Below are 16646 nucleotides of genomic sequence, written 5' to 3'. Positions count from 1 at the left end.
GGCGGTTCACTGCAGCACCATCACATCCGGATCCGGATGCTCGGCATAGAGCCGCGCCACCAGATCGGCGCGGCGTTCGAGGCCGGCGCGCTGGTTGATGTAACCCTTGTCGGTGAGTTCATTGCCGTCGATCGAGGCCGGCTCGGTCATCAGCATCACGCGGGCGACGCGCATCGAGCTGGCGCCTTCGGTGGTCGCATTATGCGTCTCGAGCCCCTTGCGCAGCGCCGCCAGCACCGCGGGATGCTTCACCACGTCCTCGTAAGTCGCGTCCGGATTGCCGACGATCTGCCGGCAGGCGTGCAGATTAGGCCAAGCCAACAAGCCGATGAAGGGACGGTCCTGCCCGGCCACCAGCGCGTCCTGGATCACCGGCGTCGCGGCGGCGATCGCATCGGTGCGCACCGAGCCGACATGGACGAAGGTGCCGGTCATCAGCTTGAAATCTTCGACCACGCGGCCGGCGAAGATGATGCCCTGCACCGGATCGTCCTTGTCGACGAACACGCCGGCGTCGCCGATCTTGTAGAAGCCCTCCTCGTCGAACGCGGCCTCGGTGAGATCGGGACGGCCGTAATAGCCCGGCGTGACGTTGACGCCGCGCAACCGCAATTCGTATTTGTCGCCGATCGGGATCATCTTCAATTCGACGCCGGGGAATGGCAGCCCGATCAGGCCGACGCGCTCGGTGTCCCAATAGGTGCCGGTCGAGGTCGGCGCGGTCTCGGTCGAGCCATAGCCGGTGTAGAACACGATGCGCTGCCCGGTGGCGCGCACCGCCAAGGCCTGCATGCGGTCGAACAGATCATCCGGCAGCCGCGCGCCGCCATAGGCCATCAGCCCGAGATTCTTGAAGAACGACCGGCACAGCGCGTCGTCCTTCTCCATCGCGCTGGCGAGCGCAGCGTAGCCGGCCGGGACATTGGCGTAGTAAGTCGGCGAGACCTCGCGCAGATTGCGCAGCGTCTCGTCGATCAGGCCGGGCATCGGCCGGCCGTCGTCGATATACAGCGTGCCGCCTTCGATCAGCACCGGATTGAACAGCGCGTTGCCGCCCATGGTGTGGTTCCACGGCATCCAGTCGAGATAGGTCGCTTGCGGGCCATTCGGATCGCGCGGCCGCACCTGCATCATCATCGCCGCATTGGCGCACATCATCGCCTGGGTATTGATCACCGCCTTCGGCATCCCGGTCGAGCCCGAGGTGAACAGCAGCTTGCCGACGGTGTCGGGCGTGATCTGCGCGATCGAATCGGCGACCTGCTGGGTCACCGGCGTCGCGGCCAGATCGGCGAAGGGAATGCTGGGAATGCCCTCGACCGGACCCGTGACATGGACCACGGTCACGCCGGTCAGATCGAGCGCGCGCAGCGCCTTGGCGAAAGCGCCGGCGTCCTGCACCAGCACCAGCGCCGGCTTCACCAGATCGAACAGATATTTCAATTTGACGTGGTCGTGGCTCATCAGCGAATAGGCCGGCGACACCGGCGCCGCCGGAGTGCGCGCCTGCATCGCCGCCTGGGTCATCAGCGCGTGCTCGATCGAATTGCCCGACAGGATCGCCACCGGCCGTCCGGCCGGCAGTTGCCGATTGAGAATGCCCTGGGTCAGCCCGTCGACGCTGGCCTTGGCCTCGCCATAGCTGAGCTTGCGCCATTGCCGCTGCGGGCCCGTGCGCTGCGCCAACCAGATCCGATCCGGCCGCTCCTTGGCCCAACGCGCCAGCGCTGCCGGGATATGCGGCTCGTATTCATTCAGCGGAAATTTCGACTTCAGCACGATCACGCCGTCGGGGCGGCGGTCGACGGCGATGTCCCGCGGCAACCAGTCGATCTTGCGAAAGGCCGGCTTGTCCATCACGGCGGCGGCGCTTGCGGTCATCTGGCTTCTCCCATTGTCGCAGCCTCTTGTCGGGCCGATCGAGATCGTCGTCTCTAGCGTCGAATATAGACCGGCTTGCGCTTTTCCAGAAATGCGCTGATGCCCTCGTCGAAATCCTCCGAGCGGGAACACAGCACCTGGTTGCGATCTTCCATCGCGACCACCTGCTCGATGGAACCGGCGTCGACCGCCATGTTGAGACATTCCTTCGACAGCCGCAGCCCGATCGGCGATGCCGCCAGCATGGCGTCGATGAAGGGAGCGGCAGCTGCGTCGAGCTGATCATCCTCGACCACTTCGGAAACCAGGCCGGTCATCAGCGCGCGTTCGGCGCCGATGAAGCGCCCGGTCAGGATCAGTTCGGACGCCACCGACACGCCTACCAAACGGGGCAGGAAATAGGAGGTGCCGATGTCGCAGCCGCCGAGACCGAGTTTGATGAAGGCGCAGTTCATCCGCGCCGAACGCCCGGCGATGCGAATGTCGGCTGCCAGCGCCAGCGCAAAACCGCCGCCGGCCGCCGCGCCCTGCACCAATGCGATGATCGGCTGCGGACAGCGCCGCATCAGCATCACGATGTCGGCGATCCGGCGCTGCGAATCCAAGGACTCGGTGACGCCCGGCGGCTCCTGCCGCGTGGCACGGCGCGCCATGGCTTCCTTGAGATCGAGCCCGGCGCAGAAATTCTTGCCGGCGCCCTTCAGCACCACGAGGCGGGTGTCGCGGTTGCGCTGCAACTGGCCGAAATAGGCGTTGAGCGCGTCGACCAATTCGGGATTGAGGGCATTGAGACTGTCGGGCCGATTCAGCGTCACCCAATCGACGCCGTCGGCATGGTCGATCAACAGGGCCTTGGTCACGCCATTACTCCCGCAACTCGTTTTCTGTTACCCTGCGAAGCCAGGGCTTATTGTTTCGCCGATTGCGGCGGTCGTTGCAGCGCCGCTCCCCTTGTGGGAGAGGGATTGTTTGCGTTGGCTGCGATGTCTGCCCGGTGAGGGGTCGGACTCGCGGCACCCCCTCACCCGGCGAGCTTCGCTCGCCACCCTCTCCCACAGGGGGAGAGGGTTAGTTCGTGCTCGCTTGTCGCCGCCTAGCGCGGCGCCATCCGGATCGCACCGTCGAGACGGATGGTCTCGCCGTTGAGCATCGGGTTCTCGACGATCTGCACCGCGAGCGAGGCGTATTCCGACGGATCGCCGAGCCGGGCCGGATGCGGCACCTGGGCGCCGAGGCTCTTCTGCGCTTCCTCGCTCAAGCCCATCAGCAGCGGCGTCAGGAACAGGCCGGGCGCGATGGTCATGACGCGGATCTTCATCGAGGCGAGGTCGCGCGCCACCGGCAGCGTCATGCCGACGATGCCGCCCTTGGAGGCCGAATAGCCGGCCTGGCCGATCTGGCCGTCGAACGCCGCGACGGATGCGGTATTGATGCAGACGCCACGCTCCTCGCCGACCGTCGGCGCGTTCTGCATGCGCTCGGCGACGAGGCGGATGCAGTTGAACGAGCCGATCAGATTGACCTTGATGATGCGGGTGAAGTGATCGAGCGGATAGGCGCCGTTCTTGCCGACGGTCTTCACAGCGCCGCCGATGCCGGCGCAATTGACCAGCACGCGGATCGTGCCGTGGGCCGCCTCGGCCTTCTCGATCGCGGCCTTGACCGGAGCCTCTTCGGACACGTCACCCACACAGGCGACGCCGCCGATCTCGGCGGCCACCTTCTCGGCATTGTCCTTGTTCATATCGAGCACGGCGACCTTGGCGCCCTTGGCAGCCATCGCGCGCGCGGTCGCGGCGCCGAGGCCGGACCCTCCGCCGGTGATGAGAACGGAGACGTCTTTCAACTGCATCGTACAATCCCTTTCCTTGGGCGTTTTGGCTTGGCCTTGAAACCTGTGCCCGACCCGGACCCTGGCCCGATTCGAGACTGGCATTGATTGAGCCTGGAAATCCAGGCGGGGATCCTGGCTGGGGAGATCCTCGGAGCCAGAGCTTTGGCACCAGACCTTTGGCGTCAGATCCGCGAGGCTTGAGGCGAGAACCTTGGGGCCAGATCCTCGAGACGATGTCCTTGAGGCCAGATCCTTGAAGTGCGATTCTTGAAGAGAGGTCCTTGGGCGTTTCCCGATTGCTTCGGTTGTTCTTGAAACTAGTCTTTGGGCGTGTCCTTGGGCGTTTCCCCGACGTTCCGGATTATTGCTGTATCCGGTTCTCGCATTGATTCCTTGGGCGTTTCCCGTTGGCTTTTGTTCTTGAAGCTTATCCTTGGGCTTATCCTTGGGCGTGTCCCCGATTGTCCGGGTTGTTGTTTGATCCGGTTGAAAAAGAGTGTTGGGCGTTTCCTGGTCTTTTCTTGATTGGCTCAGTCGATCCTTGGGCATCGCCTGGAGTTTCTTTCGCCTGCCTCTTGCGGGCAGGTCCAAAACTGATCCTTGGGCGTTTCTTCGGCCGTTTCTTTTTAGTGTGGAATTATCCTTGGGCGTTTCCCGGTAGTTTCTTGTTGAGCCTTATTGAGTCTTCCAGTTGTCCTTGGGCCGTTTCTTCTTGTTGTTAGTCCTGCCTCACCCGGCGACTGCGCTCCGCTGTTTCGGCGCCAGCAGGCCGCCGAGGGTGAGTTGTTCGATATGAGCGATATAGGCGCGGCAGACGTCTTCGGTGATCGGGCCAACCCCGATCGCCCGCGACATTGCGTGCCGTCCGAAAAACAGGTGATCGCAGGCGCCGATCAGGCTGGTGTAGAACAGCACCGGATCGACCTTGCGGAATTCGCCCGACGCCACGCCTTCGGCGAGCAGCCGGCGATGGAAATCCAGCAAGGGTCCGACGAAAAACTTCGCCACCGCATCGGCGGCGTCGCTGCTCGACCCGTGCAGCAGATGATGGATCAGCCGGTTCATATAGGGGAACTGGTGATATGCCCGGATGATGCCGGAGATATGCAGTTTCAGTTTTGCGGCCGACGAGATCGGCTGCGCCAGCAGGTAATTGAGCTGCGAGGTCTCGTTGGCAGCATCGCGCGCCAACAGCGCCAGCATCAGGCCTTCTTTATTGCCGAAATGATACTTCACCAGCGCGGCGTTGACGCCGGATTTATGCGCGATGTCGGCAAGCGAGATCTCCACCGAATTGCGCTCGATCATGAGTTCGCCAGCCGCGACCAACAGCTTTTCGGCTGTGTGGTTCTTGCCGGTCGGGACCCGTGCCGCCGTGGAGATGTTCAATTGCGCTGCCATCGCCATCGCAGATAGCGCATGCCGGGCTCCCGCTCAAGCGTTTAATTGATCGATTGACTAAATCGTGCACCACCACTTAAATCCCGCGCATCCGCCTACCGGCAAGCCAATAAAACAGGGAGAATGCTCATGGCCGAGGCCTATATCGTCGCCGCCGCACGCACCGCCGGCGGCCGCCGGGGAGGCCGTCTTGCCGGCTGGCATCCGGTCGACCTCGCCGCCTCGGTGCTCGATTCGCTGGTCGAGCGTTCCGGCGTCGATCCGGCGGCGGTCGAAGACGTGTTGATGGGCTGCGTCGGCCAGGGTGGCGAGCAGGCGGTCAATGTCGGGCGCAATGCAGTGCTGGCCTCGAAGCTGCCGGAAAGCGTGCCCGGCACCTCGATCGACCGGCAGTGCGGCTCCTCGCAGCAGGCGCTGCATTTCGCCGCCCAGGCGGTGATGGCGGGCACCATGGATATCGTGATCGCGGCCGGCGTCGAGAGCATGACAAGGGTGCCGATGGGCTCGCCCAGCATTCTCGCCGCCAAGGCCGGCATGGGCAATTACAAGAGCCCGCGGATGGAGACGCTCTATCCCAACATCCAGTTCAGCCAGTTCAGCGGCGCCGAAATGATGGCGGAGAAATACGGGCTGTCGAAGGACGAACTCGACGAATTCGCTTATAACAGCCATCGGCGCGCGATCGCCGCGACGCAAGCGGGCCGGTTCAAGGACGAGATCGTGCCGCTGCAGATCACCCGCGCCGACGGCTCCACCGACACCCATCACATCGACGAGGGCATCCGCTTCGACGCCACGCTCGACGGCATCAAGGCGGTCAAGCTGATCCAGGAAGGCGGCAAACTCTCGGCCGCCTCCGCCAGCCAGATCTGCGACGGCGCCTCTGGCGTTATGATCGTCAATGAGAAAGGGCTCAAGCAGCTCGGCATCGCGCCGATGGCGCGGATCCATCATATGACCATGATCGGCGGCGATCCGGTGATCATGCTGGAAGCCCCCTTGCCGGCCACCGAACGCGCGCTGAAAAAGGCCGGCATGAAGATCGACGACATCGACCTGTTCGAGGTCAACGAAGCCTTCGCCTCGGTGCCGGCGGCCTGGCTGAAGACCACCGGCGCCAATCCCGCAAGGCTCAACGTCAATGGCGGCGCGATCGCGCTCGGCCATCCGCTGGGCGGCTCCGGCACCAAGCTGATGACCACGCTGGTCCATGCGCTGAAGCAGCAGAACAAGCGCTACGGCTTGCAGACAATGTGCGAAGGTGGTGGCATGGCCAATGTCACCATCGTCGAGCGGCTGTAGAAAGCGTCCCTAGAGGGCGTCCCTCATCCTGAGGAGCCCGGCGAAGCCCGAAGGGCGAAGTCGGGCGTCTCGAAGGATGAGGCCGACCATCCTCATGGTTCGAGACGCGCGCAAAGCTGCGCGCTCCTCACCATGAGGCGCCGAGGATGCGGCGCACTCCTTAGCCTGTGGTACCGCGTGACGGGTTGAGCCGACCGGCATCATCCCGCAAACTGAGCAACAACAAATCGAGCGGACCCATCCGCCAATATCGATCAATGAGGACTCGCCCATGACCCATCCGTCGATCCACGCCAAGACCCAGCCCGACAAAATCGCCTATCAGATGGCCGGCTCCGGCAAGGCCATCACCTATCGCGAGCTCGACGAGCTCTCCAATCAGGGCGCGCAGCTGTTCCGCGCGCTCGGTCTCAAGGCCGGCGATCACGTCGCGCTGCTGATGGAGAACCGGCTGGCCTTCATGGAGATCTGCTGGGCGGCGCAGCGCGCGGGCCTGTATTACACCGCAATCAGCCGCTATTTGAAGCCGGACGAGATCGCCTATATCGTCCAGGATTGCGGCGCCAAGGTCGTGATCACCTCGCCGAAGGGCGGCGAGGTGATCACACCATTGGTCGGCGCCGCGCCGGACGTCGCCTTCTTCATGGTCGACGAGCCCTCGCCGGGCTTCCGCTCCTGGGACCGCGAGGCCGGCGCGCAGCCGGCCAGACCGATCGCCGACCAGGTCGCCGGCTATGACATGCTGTATTCGTCGGGCACCACCGGCCGGCCCAAGGGCATCAAACGGGCCTCCGAGAACAATCCGATCGAACTGCCTAGTCCGTTCCTGAAAATCCTATGCGCCGACATGTGCGGGATGGACGCCGACAGCATCTATCTGTCGCCGGCGCCGCTGTATCACGCCGCCCCCTTGCGCTTCAACATGATGGCGATCACGCTCGGAGGCACCTCGATCATCATGGAATCCTTCGACGCCGAGGAATTCCTGAAGCTGGTGGAGAAGCACAAGATCACCACGTCGCAGCTGGTGCCGACGATGTTCGTGCGGATGCTGAAGCTGCCCGAGGAGGTGCGCGCGCGCTACGACGTGTCCTCGTTGAAGAGCGCGATCCACGCCGCGGCGCCCTGCCCGGTCGACGTCAAGGCCAAAATGATCGACTGGTGGGGACCAATCCTGATCGAATATTATGCCGGCTCCGAGGGCAATGGCGTCACGGTGTCGAATTCACAGCAATGGCTGAGCCATCGCGGCACCGTCGGCAAGGCCGTGGTCGGCAAGGTCAAGATTCTCGGCGAGACCGACGAGGAAATGCCGACAGGCGAGATCGGCACCGTGTATTTCGCCGACGCGCCGGTTTTCAGCTATCACAACGATCCGGACAAGACCAAGCGGGCTTATAACGACAAAGGCTGGTCGACGCTCGGCGATGTCGGCTATGTCGACGCCGAGGGCTTTCTCTATCTCACTGACCGCAAGAGCTACATGATCATCTCCGGTGGCGTGAACATCTATCCGCAGGAGACCGAGGACGTGCTGCTGACCCATCCCGACGTCGCCGACGTCGCGGTGTTCGGCGTGCCGAACGAGGAGATGGGCGAGGAGGTCAAGGCGGTGGTGCAGGTCCGCGACGGCGTCGCCGCCGACAAGGCGCTGGCCGACAGGCTGATCGTGTTCTGCCGCCAGCATCTGTCGCCGATCAAATGCCCGAAGAGCATCGACTTCGAAGCCGAACTGCCGCGCACGCCGACCGGCAAGCTGGTGAAGCGGCACCTGAAGGATCGCTACTGGCCCAAGCAGCAAACTGCGGCGTGAGCGGACGCCTCATCGCCGGCAGTCATTCCGGGGCGCGAGCCCTTGGGCGAGCGAACCCGGAATCCTGCTGCAGACCGCGCCGTCAGCGTCCTGTGCAAGGTTCCGGGTTCGCTCGCAGCTCGCGCTGCTCGCGCCCCGGAACGACGCATTCAATGGAAAGATCGCAAGCGTGACCGAGCCCGAATCGATTGGTGCGCTCCCCCTTCCTCCCGGCATCCGGTCGCGCTTCGTCGACGACGTCAACGGGCTGCGTGTCCATGTACTGGAGGCCGGCTATGAGAGCGAGGGCCGCCCCTGCGTGCTGCTGCTGCACGGCTTTCCGGAGCTGGCGTTCAGCTGGCGCAAGGTGATGCCGCAGCTGGCCGCGGCCGGCTACCACGTGATCGCGCCGGACCAGCGCGGCTATGGCCGCACCACCGGCTGGGACGCGGATTATGACGGCGATCTCGGCTCGTTCCGGCTGCTCAATCTGGTGCGCGACGCGCTGGGCGTGGTCGCGGCGTTCGGCTATCACCATGTCGACGCCGTGGTCGGTCACGATTTCGGCTCCTCGGTCGCGGCCTGGTGCGCGCTGGTGCGACCGGATGTGTTTCGCGCGGTGGCGCTGATGAGCGCGCCGTTTTCCGGACCGCCGCCGCTGCCATTCGGCATCGCCGATGCGCCGCAGCCGCCCAAGCCCGAAGATCCGGTGCATCGCGAGCTCGCCGCATTGCCGCGACCGCGCAAGCATTATCAATGGTACTACGCGACGCGCGAGGCCAATGCCGACATGCGCCAGGCCCCGCAAGGCCTGCATGACTTCCTGCGCGGCTATTATCACCACAAGAGCGCCGACTGGGCCGCCAATGCGCCCTCACCGCTGGCCGGCTGGACCGCAACCGAGCTGGCCAAGCTGCCGACCTATTATGTGATGGATCTGATCAAGACCATGGCGCAGACCGTCGCCGAGCAGATGCCCTCCCCGGCCGCGGCCTGCGGCTGGCTGCCCGACGACGAGCTCGCGGTCTATGCTGGCGAATATGCCCGCACCGGCTTCCAGGGCGGGCTGCAATGGTATCGCTGCGGCACCTCCGGCGCGTTCCTGGCCGAGCTTGAGACCTATGCTGGCCGCCGCATCGACGTGCCGTCCTGCTTCATCGCCGGCAAGCAGGATTGGGGCACATATCAGCGGCCGGGCGCGTTCGAGGCGATGCAGAGCACGGCCTGCAGCAACATGATCGGCTGCGACCTGATCGACGGCGCCGGCCATTGGGTGCAGCAGGAACAGCCGGATGAGGTCAGCCGGCTGCTGCTGCGATTCCTGGACAAGGCCGCGACCGGATCAGCCTGATCCGGCCGATCGCGGGCCACCCGCCGCGGTCGAAATTAAGAGTCCATCGCCCCCTCGCCTGGGCTATTCTGCGCGGCATGGGCGTTGCGACCTCGACCAGACCCCGATGATGCCACGATTGCCGATCCGCTCCGGCGCCGCCGCGTCGGTTGTCGCCCATCTAGCGCTGCTCGGGCTGGTGCTGGTGCTGGCCGAGGTGCATCCCTTCGCCACCGAGAAGGTCGAGACCATCGCGGTCGACGTGGTGACGCCCGAGGAGGCGCCGCCAGCTCCGGCGCCGGAAGTGACGCCGCCAACGCCGCTGCCGCTCGATCAGCCAACCCCATCGCCCACCGAGGCGGCAGCGCCACCGCCCGAACCTCCGCCTGAACCGGCGCAACAACCGCCCAAGCCAAAGGACGAGCCGCAGGCATCGGCCGCGCCGCCGCCGCAGGCCGATCCGAAACCGGAAGCAGCGCCGCCGCCGCCGGCGCTGCCACCCGCGATCCCGCAGCAGCCCGACCTCACCGTGAAATATTCGGTGTTGCTCGGCCTGCCGCCCAACACCGACTTCGACGCGCCGGCGGAAACCCAGGCCGATATCAGCGCCGATAGCGTCGCCGCGTTGCGGCGGCACCTGAAATCCTGCGCGGCGCTGCCGGCGACACTGTCGCCCGGCGACCCGGTCAAGATCGTGTTGCGAGTAGCACTCACCCCGGATGGCCGGCTGGCGCGGCCGCCCGACCTGATCCAGGGCAGCGCCTCGGCCAAGGGCCCGGCGCTGATGCATGGCGCAATCGACGCGCTAACCCGATGCCAGCCCTTCACGATGCTGCCGGCGGACAAGTATCAGGAATGGAAGGTGCTCGATCTCGGGTTCACGCCGCAGGATTTTCGCGGCGGTTAGCGGCGCGCGGAAACAGCGCTGTCACGTGGGCGCACGGATCGGTTGCTTGCGGCACTCCCGGAAATGCGCATCATCGCGGGCGCTGAATGTCACGCCCGCAACCCGCTCATCACACGGAGCCCGCCTTGACCGCATCGCCATGGAGTTTCGCCAGCGCCACCGAGTTGACCACCGCGCTGAAAGCCAAGAAGGTCTCCGCGGTGGAGCTGGCGCAGGACACGATCGACCGGATCGAGCGCCATGATGCGAAGATCAACGCGGTCTGCGTGCGCGATTTCGAGCGCGGCCTCGACGCCGCGCGCGCCGCCGACGCCGCCCTGGCGCGGGGTGAGAGCGCGCCGCTGCTCGGCATTCCGATGACGGTGAAGGAGAGCTACAACGTCGCCGGCACGCCGACGACCTGGGGATTTCCGGCACAGAAGGATTTCGTCGCCACCGAAGATGCGCTGGCGATCGCGCGGGTCAAGGCCGCCGGCGGCGTGATCCTGGGCAAGACCAACGTGCCGGTCGCGCTCGCCGACTGGCAGAGCTACAACGAGGTCTACGGCACCACCAACAACCCGTTCGATCTCGGCCGGACGCCGGGCGGCTCCTCCGGCGGATCGTCGGCCGCGCTCGCCGCCGGCTATGGCGCGCTGTCGCTCGGCTCCGATATCGGCGGCTCGCTGCGGGTGCCGGCGTTTCATTGCGGGATCTACGCCCACAAGCCGACCTTCGGGCTGTGCCCGGCGCGCGGCCACACCGCGCCGCCACTGCCGCCGCTGCCATTCGAGCGCGACCTGTCGGTGATCGGGCCGATGGCGCGCTCGGCCGCCGACCTGTCGTTGCTGCTCGACGTCATCGCCGAACCAGATCCGATCGAAGCCGGCGTCGGTTTCAGGCTGGCGCTGCCGGCCGCGCGCCATGCCGCGCTGAAGGATTTCCGGGTGCTGGTGCTCGACAGCCATCCGCTGCTGCCGACCGCGGCCAATGTCGGCGCGGCGGTGGCGACGCTGGCGGGGCAATTGGAGAAGGCCGGCGTCAGCATCACCCGCGGCTCGCCGCTGTTGCCGGACCTCGCCGTCTCGTCGCGGCTCTATATGCGGATGCTGCTGTCGTTCCTCGCCGCCTCCTTCGCGCCGGACGATTATGCCGGCGCGCAAGCCGCCGCGGCGGCGCTCGATGCCGCCGACACCAGCCTCGGCGCCGAGCGGCTGCGCGGCATCAGCCTCAGCCATCGCGACTGGCTGGCGGACAATGGCGCCCGCACCCGGCTGCGCGCGCAATGGCGCGAGCTGTTCACATCGTTCGACGCCGTGATCTGCCCGGTGATGCCGACGCCGGCCTATCCGCACGATCACAGCGAGCCGCAGGAATCGCGTCGCATCCGGATCGACAACGCCGATCATCCTTACGTTGACCAATTGGTGTGGCCCGGCATCGCCACCCTGCCCGGTCTGCCGGCGACCGCGATCCCGCTGACGCTGTCGGATGACGGCCTGCCGATCGGCGTGCAGATCGTCGGCCCCTGGCTCGAGGACCGCACGCCGCTGCAACTGGCCGAACTGATCGAACGCGAATTCGGCGGCTTCACGCCGCCACCGCTATTCGCGGATTGAGTTGCCGCGAGAGTCGGCTGCGCCACACGGCGTCGCCGAATACCCTGGTCATCATGCGTTCGGCGCATCGGCCTAACGCGGTCGGCGCGATTACACTTTGCCGGGAAATGGTCTAGACGACGCTGTCGTCAGTGTCGGCGATAACGCAAACTCTGGAGGCTTGAGTGGCAGTTGATCCGAAGCTGATCAAGGAAACGGCATGCGCCGTGGTCGACAAACTCAATGCGGGCGACGTGACCCCGCTGGATCTGCTCGACCTGTTGGAGGCGCGGATCGCCGAGGTCGATGGCGCGGTCAATGCGCTGCCGACGTTGTGCTTCGATCGCGCTCGCCAGCATGCCGCCGAGCTGATGAAGAAGCCGCTGGGCCAGCGCGGCGTATTGGCCGGAATGCCGATGCCGATCAAGGATCTGACCGCCGTGGCCGGCGTGCTGACCACGCAGGGCTCGCCGATCTTCAAGGACACCATCCCGACGCGCTCCGACCTGATGGTCGAAAATCTCGAGGCCAATGGCGCGCTGGTCTATGCCAAGTCCAACACCCCGGAATTCGGCGCCGGCGCCAACACCTTCAACGAGGTGTTCGGTGCGACGCGCAACCCGTGGGATACGTCACGCTCCGCCGCCGGATCGTCGGGGGGCGCCGCGGCGGCGCTGGCCAGCGGCACCGCCTGGCTGGCGCACGGCTCCGACATGGGCGGCTCGCTGCGCAATCCGGCGAGCTTCTGCGGCATCGTCGGGATGCGGCCGAGCATCGGCCGCGTCGCCCATACGCCGGCCGCCAAGATCGACCGCAATCTCGGCCAGCAGGGGCCGATGGCGCGCAATGTCGAGGATCTGGCGCTGCTGCTCGACGCGATGAGCGGCGAATACGCCGCCGACCCGGCGTCGCTGCCATCGCCCGCGACCTCGTTTCTGGCCGCCGCGCGGGCACGACAGCAGCCGCTGCGCGTGGCCTATTCGCCCGATCTCGGCATCACCCCGGTCGATCCGGAGGTCGCCGCCATCACCCGCAAGGCGGCGATGCGCTTCGCCGACGCCGGCGTCATTGTCGAGGAAGCCCATCCCGATTTGAGCGAGGCGCATGATTGCTTCCAGGTGCTGCGCGCCTACGACTTCGCCCTCAGCAAGGCCGCTCTGCTGCGCACCAAGCGCGACCTGCTGAAGCCGGAAGTGATCTGGAATATCGAGCAGGGCATGAAGCTGACGGTCGACGATCTGGCGCGGGCCGAGGCGCAGCGCGTGGCGATGTCGACGCGCACCCTCGCCTTCTTCCAGACCTACGACCTGCTGCTGTGCCCGGCCACCATCGTGGCGCCATTCCCGGTCGAGAACCGCTACGTCGCCGAATGCGCCGGAAAGACCTTCGACAATTATGTCGAATGGCTGGCGATCGTCTATGCGATCACGCTGGTGTGTTGCCCGGCGCTGTCGCTGCCCTGCGGCTTCACCTCCAGGGGGCTGCCGGTCGGGCTGCAGATGGTGGCGCCGCCGCGCGCCGACGCCAGGCTGCTGGCCGGCGCCGCAGTGCTCGAAGACATCCTCGGCCTGCGCGGCACCACGCCGATCGACCCGCGCCCGGCCCCCGCGGCGTAAGCCCCATCGCGGCGCTGGCGGACACCGCCCGCGCCGTGATAATCTGTGCCCAACATGCAGATCCGCCAGCGCAAGGCGGACGCCGCGACAAACACGCGGCAAGGAACAGGGGGAGGAACGCGATGTCGGGCGGACTCAAAATCCATGTCGATCAGGATAAGTGCCAGGGCCATGCGCGCTGCAAGGCGCTGGCGCCCGAGCTGTTTTCGCTCGACAAATATGGCAATGCCCACGAGATCGGCGACGGCACAGTGCCGGCCGACCTGACCGACAAGGCCTGGCTGGCCAAGACGAATTGCCCCGAAGCCGCGATCGAGATCGTCGAGGAGTAGCGCCACGCTGGTTGAACCGGCAGCGGCGGCAAGCCGCGCCAATCACGTCCGGAGGATACGTCGCATGACCGAGTTACTGTCCGTCACCGATTGGATTCACGACTTCGACCACACCGATCCGCGCTGGACCGAGGATCCCTATCCGATCTGGCAAGAACTGCGCGCCGCCGCCCCGGTGGTCCATACCGAGCGCTTTCTCGGGGTCTATATGCCGACCACCTTCGAGGCGGTGAAGGAGGTCTGCTACGACACCGATCACTTCTCGTCGCGCCGCATCATCGTGCGCAATGAGCGGCCCGAGACGGTGCAGCCGGCGCCGCCGATCACCTCCGATCCGCCCGAACACAAGCCGGCCAAGCGGCTCTTGCTGCCGCCCTTCACGCCCGACGCGGTGCGCCAGCTCGAGCCGCGGATCCGGTCGATCTGCAACGAGCTGATCGACGATTTCATCGAGGATGATGGCTGCGACGCCGCGGCGCAATATACCAAGCACATTCCGGTGCGCGCGATCGCCCATATGCTCGGAATTCCCGAGCAGGACAGCGACATCTTCATCAAATGGATCCACGAGATCCTCGAACTCGGGATCACCGACACCTCGATCCTGATGCGCGCGGTCGAGGAGATGAGCGTCTATTTCGCCGGACATATCGCCAAGCGCAAGCAGCACCCGACCGACGATCTGATCACGACGCTGATGAATGCCCGCGACAAGACCGGCCAGCCCTTGTCCGACGCCCATGTGCTGGGCTCGCTGCGGCTGCTGCTGATCGCCGGGATCGACACCACCTGGAGCGCGATCGGCGCCTCGCTGTGGCATCTGGCCAAGACCCCGGCCGACCGCGAGCGCCTGCTGGCGGAGCCGGAACTGCTGCCGACCGCGATCGAGGAGTTCCTGCGCGCCTATGCGCCGGTGACGATGGCGCGCGAGGTGATGAAGGAGACCGAGATCAGCGGCTGTCCGATGAAGCCGGGCAACATGGTGCTGTTGTCGTTTCCCGCCGCCAACCGCGATCCGTCGGTGTTTCCCGACGCCGACCAGGTCCGGATCGACCGCAAGGAAAACCCGCACGTCGCCTTCGGGCTCGGCATCCATCGCTGCGTCGGCTCCAATCTGGCGCGGATGGAAATGACCGTCGCGATCGAGGAATGGCTGAAGCGGGTTCCGGACTTCCGGCTCGATCCATCGCAGAAAGTCAGATGGTCGGAAGGCACCGTGCGCGGGCCGCGGGCGCTGCCGCTGCTGTTCGGCAAGCCAAGCTGAGCATCGGCGCGCGCACTACGCTCGCGGCGATCACCACGACAAGCTGACAAAGCCACGGGATAGCGCCCGGCGGCGGCGCTTTGGTATTGCCCTCTTGGCGAATTCCGTTAGCTTGAACGCTCATTCCTGGAGGCGAACATGGACACCGAGAAGAGTAGCGAATTGTCGACCCACGACGAGTCGGACAAGCCGCTGATGCATGTGCTGATCGATGCCGTGATCGATGGCGCCGCGGCGCTGACCAAATCCGCGGCCAAGACCGCCGCCGATACGGTGGCCGGCAAAGCCAAGCCGAAGTCGGCCCGGACCGGCAAACCGGCGGCGAAGAAGGTCAAGGCCGCGCCCCAGCCGTCGCCCGCGGTCGCCAAGCCCGCAACCAAGTCGCCGTCGAAGCCGGCCAAGAGCAGCGCCAAGAAGGCAACCAAGACAGCAAAGAAGGCCGTCAAGAAAGCCGTGAAGGCGGTCAAGGCCAAGACAGCCAAGGCAGGCGCCAAGACCGCGGCCAAAGCCAAGACCGTCAAGAAGACGGTGAAAAAGGCCGCCAAGAAGACCACCAAGGCCGCCAAGACGACCGCCAAGAAAGCATCCAAGGCTGCAAAGGCCGCGACCAAGTCTGCCAAGAAGACCGTCAAGAAGGCTGCAAAGAAGAGCACAAAGAAAAGCACGAAGCGCTAGGCAGCCGCGGTCACGAGGGCAACCGCCATGACCGACGACAACGAGCCGCCCAAGTCCAAGCTGACGCTCAGCAAGCAGCGCTGGGCGCGCGAGGGCAAGTTCCTCACCGGTCAGGTGGCGCGGCCGCAGGAGCAGCGGCTGCCGCCCGGACAGCATCTGACCCGCGACTGGCCGGTGCTCGACCTCGGCCTGTCGCCGCAGATTGCGCGCGAGCGCTGGCGGCTCGACGTCTATGGCGCGGTCGCCAATCCGCTGTTCTGGGACTTCGCCCAATTCACCGCGCAGCCGCAGGCGGACATCACCTCCGACATCCATTGCGTCACCACCTGGTCGCGCTACGACAATCAATGGCAGGGGCTGGCGACAAGCGAGTTGCTCGAGGCCTGCCAGCCGCATCCCGAGGCTCGTTTCGTGGTGCTGCATAGCCATGACGGCTACACCACCAATCTGGCGCTGGAGGATTTCGCCGCCGCGGACGCGCTGCTGGCCCATAGCTGGTCCGGGGCGCCGCTGGCCCAGGAGCATGGCGGCCCGGTGCGGCTGGTGGTGCCGCATCTGTATTTCTGGAAAAGCGCGAAGTGGCTGCAGAGCATCGAGTTCCTCGACGCCGATGCGCCCGGCTACTGGGAAGTGCGCGGCTATCACAACCGCGGCGACCCGTGGCAGGAGCAACGCTATTCGGGTGATTGAGCGTTCCGCAGGGACAGCTTCACGTTCGTCATTCCGGGATACGCT

14 protein-coding genes are annotated in these 16646 nt (G+C 65.6%); 10 read left to right on the top strand and 4 right to left on the bottom strand.

The window, feature by feature from the left end; genetic code table 11:
• Positions 1–6: 6 nt before the first annotated feature.
• The 4 genes from RBJ75_RS00750 to RBJ75_RS00735 all read right to left on the bottom strand — a co-directional run bounded on the left by RBJ75_RS00750 (position 7) and on the right by RBJ75_RS00735 (position 5116).
• Positions 7–1881 (bottom strand): AMP-binding protein, encoded by a 1875-nt coding sequence (locus tag RBJ75_RS00750; protein WP_044409554.1) that lies wholly within the window; start codon positions 1879–1881, stop codon positions 7–9.
• A 53-nt stretch (positions 1882–1934) separates the two neighbouring features.
• Positions 1935–2741 carry an enoyl-CoA hydratase/isomerase family protein gene (locus RBJ75_RS00745; RefSeq protein WP_044409557.1) on the bottom strand — a complete coding sequence of 269 codons (807 nt, stop codon included), beginning with the start codon at positions 2739–2741 and terminating at the stop codon, positions 1935–1937.
• Positions 2742–2974: 233 nt separating this feature from the next.
• Positions 2975–3733: an SDR family NAD(P)-dependent oxidoreductase gene (locus tag RBJ75_RS00740; protein WP_276156676.1), complete on the bottom strand. Its 759-nt coding sequence runs from the start codon at positions 3731–3733 to the stop codon at positions 2975–2977.
• A gap of 711 nt (positions 3734–4444) precedes the next feature.
• Positions 4445–5116, bottom strand: coding sequence for a TetR family transcriptional regulator (locus RBJ75_RS00735; protein ID WP_044416530.1), 672 nt, complete (start codon positions 5114–5116; stop codon positions 4445–4447).
• Between the two features lie 129 nt (positions 5117–5245).
• Between RBJ75_RS00735 and RBJ75_RS00730 the strand changes: the two genes are divergently transcribed.
• The 10 genes from RBJ75_RS00730 (at position 5246) to RBJ75_RS00685 (ending at position 16601) form a co-directional block, all read left to right on the top strand.
• Complete coding sequence (locus RBJ75_RS00730; RefSeq protein ID WP_044416528.1) at positions 5246–6418, top strand: acetyl-CoA C-acetyltransferase; 1173 nt, start codon at positions 5246–5248, stop codon at positions 6416–6418.
• Between the two features lie 271 nt (positions 6419–6689).
• Positions 6690–8231, top strand: coding sequence for an acyl-CoA synthetase (locus RBJ75_RS00725; RefSeq protein WP_044417425.1), 1542 nt, complete (start codon positions 6690–6692; stop codon positions 8229–8231).
• A gap of 169 nt (positions 8232–8400) precedes the next feature.
• The gene (locus tag RBJ75_RS00720; protein WP_080901237.1) at positions 8401–9561 is read left to right on the top strand and encodes an alpha/beta hydrolase; all 1161 of its coding nucleotides are present in this window, start codon (positions 8401–8403) and stop codon (positions 9559–9561) included.
• Between the two features lie 106 nt (positions 9562–9667).
• Positions 9668–10447 carry a hypothetical protein gene (locus tag RBJ75_RS00715; RefSeq protein WP_044417429.1) on the top strand — a complete coding sequence of 260 codons (780 nt, stop codon included), beginning with the start codon at positions 9668–9670 and terminating at the stop codon, positions 10445–10447.
• Positions 10448–10572: 125 nt separating this feature from the next.
• Positions 10573–12045, top strand: coding sequence for an amidase (locus tag RBJ75_RS00710; protein WP_044417431.1), 1473 nt, complete (start codon positions 10573–10575; stop codon positions 12043–12045).
• 164 nt (positions 12046–12209) lie between these two features.
• On the top strand, positions 12210–13640 hold the full coding sequence (locus tag RBJ75_RS00705) for an amidase (protein WP_044417432.1): 1431 nt from the start codon (positions 12210–12212) through the stop codon (positions 13638–13640).
• A 122-nt stretch (positions 13641–13762) separates the two neighbouring features.
• Positions 13763–13972 carry a ferredoxin gene (locus RBJ75_RS00700; protein ID WP_044417433.1) on the top strand — a complete coding sequence of 70 codons (210 nt, stop codon included), beginning with the start codon at positions 13763–13765 and terminating at the stop codon, positions 13970–13972.
• 64 nt (positions 13973–14036) lie between these two features.
• Positions 14037–15236: a cytochrome P450 gene (locus RBJ75_RS00695; protein ID WP_044417434.1), complete on the top strand. Its 1200-nt coding sequence runs from the start codon at positions 14037–14039 to the stop codon at positions 15234–15236.
• Positions 15237–15374: 138 nt separating this feature from the next.
• A complete protein-coding gene (locus tag RBJ75_RS00690; RefSeq protein ID WP_160297975.1) occupies positions 15375–15911 on the top strand; it encodes a histidine biosynthesis protein HisIE in 537 nt (178 codons plus the stop codon).
• Positions 15912–15938: 27 nt separating this feature from the next.
• Positions 15939–16601 (top strand): sulfite oxidase-like oxidoreductase, encoded by a 663-nt coding sequence (locus RBJ75_RS00685; protein WP_276156677.1) that lies wholly within the window; start codon positions 15939–15941, stop codon positions 16599–16601.
• Positions 16602–16646 lie beyond the last annotated feature (45 nt).

It is taken from the genome of Rhodopseudomonas sp. BAL398 (assembly GCF_033001325.1).
Lineage (GTDB): Bacteria > Pseudomonadota > Alphaproteobacteria > Rhizobiales > Xanthobacteraceae > JARJEH01.
This window is presented reverse-complemented; position numbering and strand designations above follow the sequence as displayed.

Excerpts from the sequence above, each read along its gene's own strand:
- RBJ75_RS00685 (WP_276156677.1), top strand. The coding sequence starts at position 15,939 with ATGACCGACGACAACGAGCCGCCCAAGTCCAAGCTGACGCTCAGCAAG.
- RBJ75_RS00750 (WP_044409554.1), bottom strand. The coding sequence starts at position 1,881 with ATGACCGCAAGCGCCGCCGCCGTGATGGACAAGCCGGCCTTTCGCAAG.
- RBJ75_RS00695 (WP_044417434.1), top strand. The coding sequence starts at position 14,037 with ATGACCGAGTTACTGTCCGTCACCGATTGGATTCACGACTTCGACCAC.
- RBJ75_RS00690 (WP_160297975.1), top strand. The coding sequence starts at position 15,375 with ATGGACACCGAGAAGAGTAGCGAATTGTCGACCCACGACGAGTCGGAC.
- RBJ75_RS00715 (WP_044417429.1), top strand. The coding sequence starts at position 9,668 with ATGATGCCACGATTGCCGATCCGCTCCGGCGCCGCCGCGTCGGTTGTC.
- RBJ75_RS00740 (WP_276156676.1), bottom strand. The coding sequence starts at position 3,733 with ATGCAGTTGAAAGACGTCTCCGTTCTCATCACCGGCGGAGGGTCCGGC.
- RBJ75_RS00700 (WP_044417433.1), top strand. The coding sequence starts at position 13,763 with ATGTCGGGCGGACTCAAAATCCATGTCGATCAGGATAAGTGCCAGGGC.
- RBJ75_RS00735 (WP_044416530.1), bottom strand. The coding sequence starts at position 5,116 with ATGGCAGCGCAATTGAACATCTCCACGGCGGCACGGGTCCCGACCGGC.
- RBJ75_RS00725 (WP_044417425.1), top strand. The coding sequence starts at position 6,690 with ATGACCCATCCGTCGATCCACGCCAAGACCCAGCCCGACAAAATCGCC.
- RBJ75_RS00730 (WP_044416528.1), top strand. The coding sequence starts at position 5,246 with ATGGCCGAGGCCTATATCGTCGCCGCCGCACGCACCGCCGGCGGCCGC.